Raw genomic sequence first — 8,180 nt, 5'->3', positions numbered from 1 at the left:
TGAAAAGACCCACGCTTAGAAGTAAAGTGGGTATTCAAGCAGACTTAATATCACAGGGGGTATAGCCCCACACCCCCAAGCTCCGGAAAAAGGTTACAAATATAAACAATAGCCATTACCCTATAGTCTAATGTTGGCTCCAGCTCATCTTATTCCCGGTGCAATACCAGAACTATTTGCTAAAATTAGCAGCTCTGGAAAAATAACTCTTGCTGATCGATATGGATTGATGTCAGCTCTATTGCAAGATTCACTCACCTCCGAAGAGAGAGACTCCATCGACAGGTTGCTCCATGCTGTACATCGTGGCAGGGTTAAACTTGCTACCTAGAGCTTTGACTATAGGTAGTCAATGGGTCTGTTTGAGAAAACGATATAGAAAACAATAGATAAAAAGAAATCCCCCATTGATGTGAGGGGCATGGGGGACTGGAGAAAACATTGAATCTACTCTATTTCATTAAACAAGAATTTGAGTCGATTTGATAGCCATAATGGCTGGAGTTTAGGATTTCCTGCCATTGTCCTTGATTTCGTCCCTTTCGTCGATTGGTGATTGGGCTTCTGATTTTCCTGTCAGAGGTTGGACTACTTTTGCGATCGCTTCACTGACAAAGGCTTTAATAAACTCATCCCGCTGGTTTAACTGAAACTGCTTTTGCACCACTTCACTCATCCCTCCATCTCCCCAGTCTTGGTCATTGCGGAAGTATTCAATAAAGCTTTTCCCAGCAATTCGGATTAGATAAGCAGCGGTTACCCCCTGAATGGCTTTGCCCACAACATAGGTGGCAAGATTCAACCTTAGTGTAGTGCTAAGGATTTGAATCGCTCCCTTGACAATACCCAAACTAGCTAAGGTTTTTCCCAAGGATAGGGCTAATTCCCTACCCCGTTCCATATTCAGTTCACAGCCGTAGATTTTGCCAATTTCGACTACCATTTGGGCATTGACTGCTGCAGTTGCTAACAAATCCACCACGGGTAAAGGAGTCAGAGAAATTACACTCGCCCCAATCCACTGGAACCGTTCCACCACTTTCTCTGCTTCTCGCTTGCGCTGCTTGTTGAGGATGTGTCTAGCTTCTTGGCCTAAGCGTTGGGATTGTAGCAGAATGTTATCAGCAATCAACTCTTCTCCCTCTGCTCTTAATACAGCCGCTAAGCGACGAATTAAGGGCAAAATTTCCGGTTCAGGTTGGCAAAGTTGACCATTTTCTAGGGTAACAGGCTGGGGATTGGCTGCGATCGCCACTACATCTGAAGCAGCAATAAAACCCCTTACTCGCTGGCGCAATCGTGCTAGAATCCTTTCTGAGTCTTGTTCGGTGTACAAGTCAATTTTATTGAAGACCAGAAGCGATCGCTTCCCAATCTGTGCCAATTTTTCGAATGGATCATACTCTGAGTGTCGTAAATCGTTATCCACCACAAACAACAACAAATCCGCTTCCGTTGCCAGATGTCGTGCCCATTGCTCTCGCTGAGTCCCAACCACACCAGATTCTAAAATTCCTGGTGTATCAGTAATCAGAATCGGGCGTTCTAATCCTTTCAGCTTTAGTTTGTAGGTTTCCCCAACCTCCGTCGTTCCCATGGGGGCACCGACTTCACCCACCATCCGACCAATCAAAGCATTGACTAGAGAAGTTTTCCCCGCTGAACCAGTACCAAACACTACCACTAACAGTTCCCCACGGGAGAGGATAGCTTCAATTTCCTCAGAGCGACGCAGCATCGCTTGCCGTGACACTTCATCCTGAATCTGTTTGACCTGTTGCCTTACTGCTTTAAGGGTTTCTTCTGCTGCTTCGGTTTTCACCTCCGGGGCTTTAGGTTCCAGACGACCCTTACCTGGACGTTTCCGGGATTTACCAAATAACCCCATGGTGTAGATTAAGGCCCATATTAGTAGCCCTAGCAAGGTAATCACCAACAGCAGCAGTAAATTAGCCAGTACCGGAGCAGTAAAGGAAATTTGGATATATAGTTGGTATATACCATTAATCAACCAAAGCATTAGCCCCAGAATAATAATGAGGCCAATAATTAGGGTTAGTAGACGTGGCAGGGGCATGGAAGATAGGATAGGTTTTAATTATTAATCTTAGAAGATCCGGCAAGAATTCCCCCATCTTCTGAACCCAAGAGGCTGTGCAATAAAACTCCGGATATCTTTCCCCTCTTGCCTCTTGCCGTCTTGATGCAGCGCGGTCTTGCCTCTTGCCTTTCGCTATATATATCAGCAATTTATAATTGATTTGGCAAACAACTGTTCACATCTGACTGTTTAAATCCGTTAAAAAATAATGAACTTATTCAATAGTATTCTCAGTGCCATTAATAGTCCTACACAACAAGCTAGTTCTAGTCAGCTAGGGGATATTCTGGACACGGTACAGCAGTTGAGTGGTAACCATCACACCAATACCTCAGCGGTGCAATCTGCCACCTCAATTGTAGGTAAGTATGTGCGTTCAGCGCTGCAACAAAAGCGCAGAAATGAAGGAGATGAGCAGGTACAAGCACTAGTTAATCAATTTGGTGGCATTGGTGCTAGTTCTCAAGTGGTCAATATGCTCTTTAGTGCGCCTCAGATCCAAGAGCTTGTTGGAGAAATTACCAGCAAGACCGGCATTAATGCTGGTATCATTCAAGCCATGCTACCCACCCTGGTACCCGTGGTGTTGAATTTCCTCAAGACTGGCACCAATACTCAGAATCCCCTTGGTTCTAATTCTGTACTCAGTGGCTTTCTAGATGCTGATGGGGATGGGGATGTGGATATTTATGATGCCATGCAGCTGGCATCACGGTACTTAGGAAGGTAATGAAAAAACCCAGCTTGTTGGGCTAGGAAGAAGCACGAGTTGCTGGAATCAGTAACTTAACCAGTTTTGACAGCTGGGGTTTATCAAAGGCTTGGATGAGTACCTTGGCGGCGGCTTTTGGTTCTAGCACAATAGTAATTTCCTTACCCTTAGTGGTTCGGCTTCGCCCAGTCGATCCTACAGCTGCTAGTTTTTGCAGTGCTGAACTTGGAGCGATCGCAGCCGCTGCCTTTCGCAACTCGTCTAGATTACCCTGTGCTGCTTGCAACTGGTCACTAGCTTCTTTGAGTTCTTTGATCACTAATGGTGCTAACTGGATATAGGAGTTTTTAGGATTTGCGATCGCTTTATGGCAAACTCCCACTAATTTATGCCAACTACCAATCCCAGCCCCCAGTTGAGCCAGACGCTTACAAAGCTTTTGGAGTTTTTGGCGATTGGTTGGTGTGGAAGATTGTTTAAACAGCTCTAGCATATCTTTAAGCAGGCTAATCACCTTCGGCCCAAAGTCTGGAGGAAATTTACCTTTTGCTGAAGAAGACCCTTTGCTAGTCGAAACTTGATCAGAACGAATCGCTTTTTCAGCAGCAGAGCTAGAAGCCATTGCCGCTGGTAATTGACTCTCACCACTGACCAAAGTTTTGAGATAATTCTGTAATTGTTCAAAGCCTGGCTGAGCTGCTTTTAGAGTTTTTTCTGCTTCACTTTGTTCAAACCCAAACGGTCCTTCCAACAGATCAATCAACGCTTTGAGGGTATCATAACTCTTTAAAAACAGAGTCTCCAGCTGTTGATCAACCTGAATCTTATTCTCTTGAAGTACTTTGAAAGAATCTTCTAAACGATGGGCAGTCTTTTGAATACTTGTAAACCCCAACATCGCCGCCCCGCCTTTAACAGAATGAGCAGCGCGAAACAATTCATTAACCGTCTCTGGTTCATTGACCACTGAGCCCAGATTTAACAGTCCCTGTTCAATGGTTTCCAGGTGTTCTTTCGCTTCTTCAATGAAATAGCCTAAAATCCTTTGCTGATTCCCAGCTTCCACGGCAATTTTTCCTTATCAGAACGGCTAATCACAACAGATTGATGATAATCATCAGAGCAACATTCGATCTGGTGAACGCAGTTTTCAAATCAGTAGACCACAGCGTTGCTTACTGCAACAGCTTATTCTGAGCTTACCTCCAAATCAGCTATTGGGCTATCAATTGTGAAAACTGCTCTTAGATCTTGAGTTGGATCTCTATTGTGGCATCCCACACCAAGTCAGCAAAGACTTTACGCGAGCTTAAAAGCACAAGGAATAGCTAGGGTTAGCTTGAAGCAGACACTTACCTGTTCGGGTAAGCTTCATATTCTATCACCAATTCATTGCAGGCACCGATAAGAATAGCTTATCTCTAGATAAAACTCCCAAATATAACATAATCCTTTACATACAAAAAGTATTCTTAACATTATGTTACATTAAAAGTAACACTATGTCATGTTGGCGCAGCTGCCAGCTATGGATACCCCAAATGGATACTAATGAGCTTCTAGAGCGTTATTCAGCAGGTGAGACGGATTTCCGTGGAGTAGATCTCCAGCAAATCAACCTGAGTGAAGTCAATCTGACTGGAGTAATTTTCAGACGAGTCAACCTAGCTGATGCCAACCTGAGTCTCGCGGTTTTACAGGAAGTCAACCTTAATCAGGCCAATCTGACAGGAGCGAAACTGTGGCGAACTAATTTGAAAAAAACCTCTCTGGTGCAGGCTAACTTGAGTCAGGCATTTATGATTCGGGCGAATCTTACCAGAGTAAACCTGCGCCAAGCCATTCTAACCCGAGCCGATTTAAGATTAAGCCTTCTTGAGGATACCGATTTGCGAGGAGCCAATTTAACCAGGGCAGACCTACGCTACGCTGACTTAAGAGGGGCTAACTTGACTGGTGCTTGTCTGCACCAGGCAGACTTGACTAGGGCAAATCTGTGTGATGCTGACCTTTCTCAAGCAAACTTGAGTGGAGCAATTTTGAGTCAGGTAGATTTGAGACGGGTTACTCTCTCAAATGTAGATTTGGGTCAGGCTGAGCTTTCTGGGGCAACGGTACCAGATCAACTGACTAGTGAATATTCAAAATTCGAAAAGCTAACAGCTAATAACTAATAAGTAATCCCTTGATCAAAAGGGTTGGTTTGATCAAAAGGGTTGGTTTGATCAAGAGAGTTTGTTGAGGTAAAACTATCCCCCTCATAGGTGGAGTGGGACTAATTAGGGAGGGATTTCTAGGTGAATAATCCGAATTCGTTACTGGGGGATTTACGGCAAGAGTTACCAGATGTGCGCTGCCAAATGTACTTCAAATCTTCCTTGACAGCTCTTTCTCATGCCATGGAAGACCTCGTGCTAGCAGTGGATGACTCTCCCTTGGTGATTGCCAATTTCCAGCATGAGAAGTTTTATCGTCAGGAAGTCCACCGCTATCAGCGAATTGCCCAACGTACAAACCAAGTTTATGTGCTGGCGGCACCAGAATCCGAGTCTGGCTTTGCTCTGGTTGAAGACTCCTTAGAAATTATCCCCTTAGACCCAAATGATGGTCTTGCCCAAGAGTGGCACCTGGTGATTTTGGCGCAGAAGTATACAGCTTGCCTAATTTGTCGAGAACAACTAACACCAGCAACTTCCATGGAGCAGGCGCGCAGGTTTGAGGGATTTTGGTCCTTTGACCCCCGGGTTACTATTCATGCTGCTCGACTTTTACTGGGACGGATTGCTAGTTATCGACCAGAACTAGCCCCAAAAGTTGAGCAGGTATGGCAGCGCTATGGTTTGACTACAGAAGTCCCAGAGCAAACATTGTTGCTGACCAGTGCAGGGATTGATATTAGTATTTTTGCTCAGCGGCTGGTAACTTATTTGCAAGCGAGTCAATATAAGCTCCTGAAAGCTTATCGAGTCCTCAGCACCAAAGAAGGCAAGGAGCGTCTGATTAATGCCATCACCGCCACCATCCGTCGCTCCCTTAATCCCCAAGATGTTCTAGCAGCGACAGTAAAGGAGTTAGGAAACACCTTTAATTCTTGCCGTTGCCTGCTTTACCGCTGTAGTCCTAGTGACCAGCAAGCAAAAATTGAGTATGAATCGGTTGCTTCTGGTTTACCGTCCCTCACTGGACAGATGTGGTCGTTAGCAGATAATCCTCTAATTCAAGTCGCTCTAGCTCAGGAACGAGCCATTGCCATTGCTGATGTTACTGGAGCTCCCAACTTACACAATAACCCAGCTCTGAGGACAACTATTGAGCGTTGGCAGATTCGATCTTGGTTACTGGTACCAATACACTATCAAGGAACACTGCTGGGGATGCTGGAACTCCACCATGGGGGTTCGGAACCCTATAGATGGCTCGAAGACGATATTGATTTAGTAGAAGCGATCGCAACTCAAGCTGGGGTAGCGTTGAATCAAGCCCAAGCTTATACTGACTTAACTGAACTCCATAACCAACTAGAAGCCCTAGAACGAACCCGCAATAATCTGATTGCTATCGTTGGTCACGAATTACGAACTCCCTTATCCACTATCCGAGTGTGCCTAGAAAGTTTAGAGAGTGAACCAGAAATGCCAACGGAGTTTCGGCAAACTATGCTTGATACGGCGTTAACCGATGCCGAGCGCATGCGTAAACTGATTCAAGATTTCCTCACTCTGTCTAAGTTAGAAAGTGGTCAGACATCCCGTTACCCTGAATCCATCCAGATTATCGAAGTCCTAGACTTGGCTCTTTCTGCTCTGAGATCAATTTGGTCACCAGATACACTACCAGAAATCAACGTTAAACTACCCTCTGTGTTACCTACAGTCCTAGCAGATGGTGAAGGATTGGTAGAAGTCTTAACCAAACTCCTAGATAATGCCTGTAAGTTTACTGAGCCAGGGGGTAAAATCACTATCCAAGCCCAAATTAATGAAACTCAACCTGATTCGGTGGGATTGATAACCAAGAATCGCCACCGTAATCCTATGCTAGAAGTAATTGTAGCTGATACTGGTAGGGGTATTGAACCGAGTCAGCTAGACGCAATATTTGAAAGTTTTTATCAAGAGGAAGATTCACTCCGACGCACTGTTGGTGGCACAGGTCTTGGTCTAGCTATCTGTCGTCAGATTATTAAAGGTATGGGTGGAAAAATTTGGGCTAAGTCTGAGGGGAAAAATCAAGGTAGTCAATTCCACTTTACCATTCCATTGGAATCATCCCAAACCTTGTTGAGTATTGAGTATTGAGTATTGACTGTTAACTGTTGACATTTACCCTTTAACATTAACCCTTCAGCTTTTAACATTTAACACTTAACATTAAACATTTAAATTTAAACCTTCAACCTTAAACTCTTGATCCTAATTTCTCGAACAACCGAGTAACTTTTTTTAAATCTTTATCACCTGGTGTTCGCTCTACACCGCTGGATAAATCAATCCCACTGGGTTGCAGTAGGGTTAGGGCATCTAAGACATTATCCGGTGTCAAGCCACCAGCAAGTAACCAAGGGATAGTGGGACGAAATTCTCGCAGCCTTTGCCAGTCTAAGGTTTTACCAGTGCCGCCCAACATTTGTCGATGGTAAGCATCTAGCAATAGTGTATCTACACAACTTAAATAACTATCTGCCTGATGTAAACATTCTGGAGTTCTTATCCTTAAGGCTTTAATAATTTCAATCTCTGGTAACGCTTGGCGCAGCTTTTGGCAAAATTCTGGGGATTCATTACTATGCAGCTGAACGGCATTTATCCCTGAATCAGCGACAATTTGAGTGATTTCTTCCGTAGAGGTATTAGCAAACACACCAATGCGGTCAACTGATACGGACAAGTGGTTGACCATCCCTCGAATTTGCTGGGGTGTAACGTAACGAGGAGAGCCTGGTACACAAATAAAGCCTAATGCTGTTGCTCCCAATTTTGCGATCGCATCTCCTTGCTCCGGTTTCGTAATGCCACAAATTTTTACACGCATTGTTACTTGTTACTTGTTCCTTGTTACTCGTTACTCGTTAATTTCGATTTTCGCTATTCGCTCATGAAGCTCCACCACCTGGCAAGCCGTTCGCGTAGCGTGGCGATAGCCAGGTGGTGGTGTCTTATGCTAACCTTGAACTACCTCTAGTCCACAGGTCACACAAGCAAGCCCAGCTTCTAGGCGGTCGTCCAGAACTTTGGCGCTTTACGACCCTCGTTGCTATTTGTTACGGTCGATGCCCGGTATTATCCGGGGCACCTCCGCTCCAGAACCGTGCGTGAAGGTTTCCCCTCACACGGCTCCTAGGTAATCTCGGTCTATGACCGGCCTTTT

At 44.8% G+C, this 8,180-nt stretch carries 6 protein-coding genes; 3 read left to right on the top strand and 3 right to left on the bottom strand.

Annotated features, from left to right (window positions below):
* Positions 1–505: 505 nt before the first annotated feature.
* A complete protein-coding gene (locus tag F6J99_RS37240) occupies positions 506–2,077 on the bottom strand; it encodes a GTP-binding protein (RefSeq protein ID WP_293120823.1) in 1,572 nt (523 codons plus the stop codon).
* A gap of 232 nt (positions 2,078–2,309) precedes the next feature.
* Between F6J99_RS37240 and F6J99_RS37235 the strand changes: the two genes are divergently transcribed.
* A complete protein-coding gene (locus tag F6J99_RS37235; protein ID WP_293120821.1) occupies positions 2,310–2,831 on the top strand; it encodes a hypothetical protein in 522 nt (173 codons plus the stop codon).
* 22 nt (positions 2,832–2,853) lie between these two features.
* Here the strand turns inward: F6J99_RS37235 and F6J99_RS37230 are convergent, their stop codons facing one another.
* Positions 2,854–3,879 carry an Hpt domain-containing protein gene (locus F6J99_RS37230; RefSeq protein WP_293120819.1) on the bottom strand — a complete coding sequence of 342 codons (1,026 nt, stop codon included), beginning with the start codon at positions 3,877–3,879 and terminating at the stop codon, positions 2,854–2,856.
* 475 nt (positions 3,880–4,354) lie between these two features.
* On the opposite strand from F6J99_RS37230, the gene F6J99_RS37225 reads away from it, so the two are divergent.
* Both F6J99_RS37225 and F6J99_RS37220 read left to right on the top strand, forming a co-directional pair.
* On the top strand, positions 4,355–4,987 hold the full coding sequence (locus F6J99_RS37225) for a pentapeptide repeat-containing protein (RefSeq protein ID WP_070392321.1): 633 nt from the start codon (positions 4,355–4,357) through the stop codon (positions 4,985–4,987).
* Positions 4,988–5,110: 123 nt separating this feature from the next.
* Positions 5,111–7,111: a DICT sensory domain-containing protein gene (locus F6J99_RS37220; protein ID WP_293120816.1), complete on the top strand. Its 2,001-nt coding sequence runs from the start codon at positions 5,111–5,113 to the stop codon at positions 7,109–7,111.
* A gap of 100 nt (positions 7,112–7,211) precedes the next feature.
* Here F6J99_RS37220 and F6J99_RS37215 read toward each other — a convergent pair whose 3' ends face one another.
* A complete protein-coding gene (locus F6J99_RS37215; protein WP_293120814.1) occupies positions 7,212–7,844 on the bottom strand; it encodes a phosphoribosylanthranilate isomerase in 633 nt (210 codons plus the stop codon).
* Between the last annotated feature and the right edge of the window lie 336 nt (positions 7,845–8,180).

This window comes from Moorena sp. SIO4G3 (genome assembly GCF_010692305.1).
GTDB lineage: Bacteria > Cyanobacteriota > Cyanobacteriia > Cyanobacteriales > Coleofasciculaceae > Moorena > Moorena producens_A.
The sequence above is the reverse complement of the archived record's forward strand: the minus strand, read 5'-3'. Positions and strand labels throughout refer to the sequence as shown.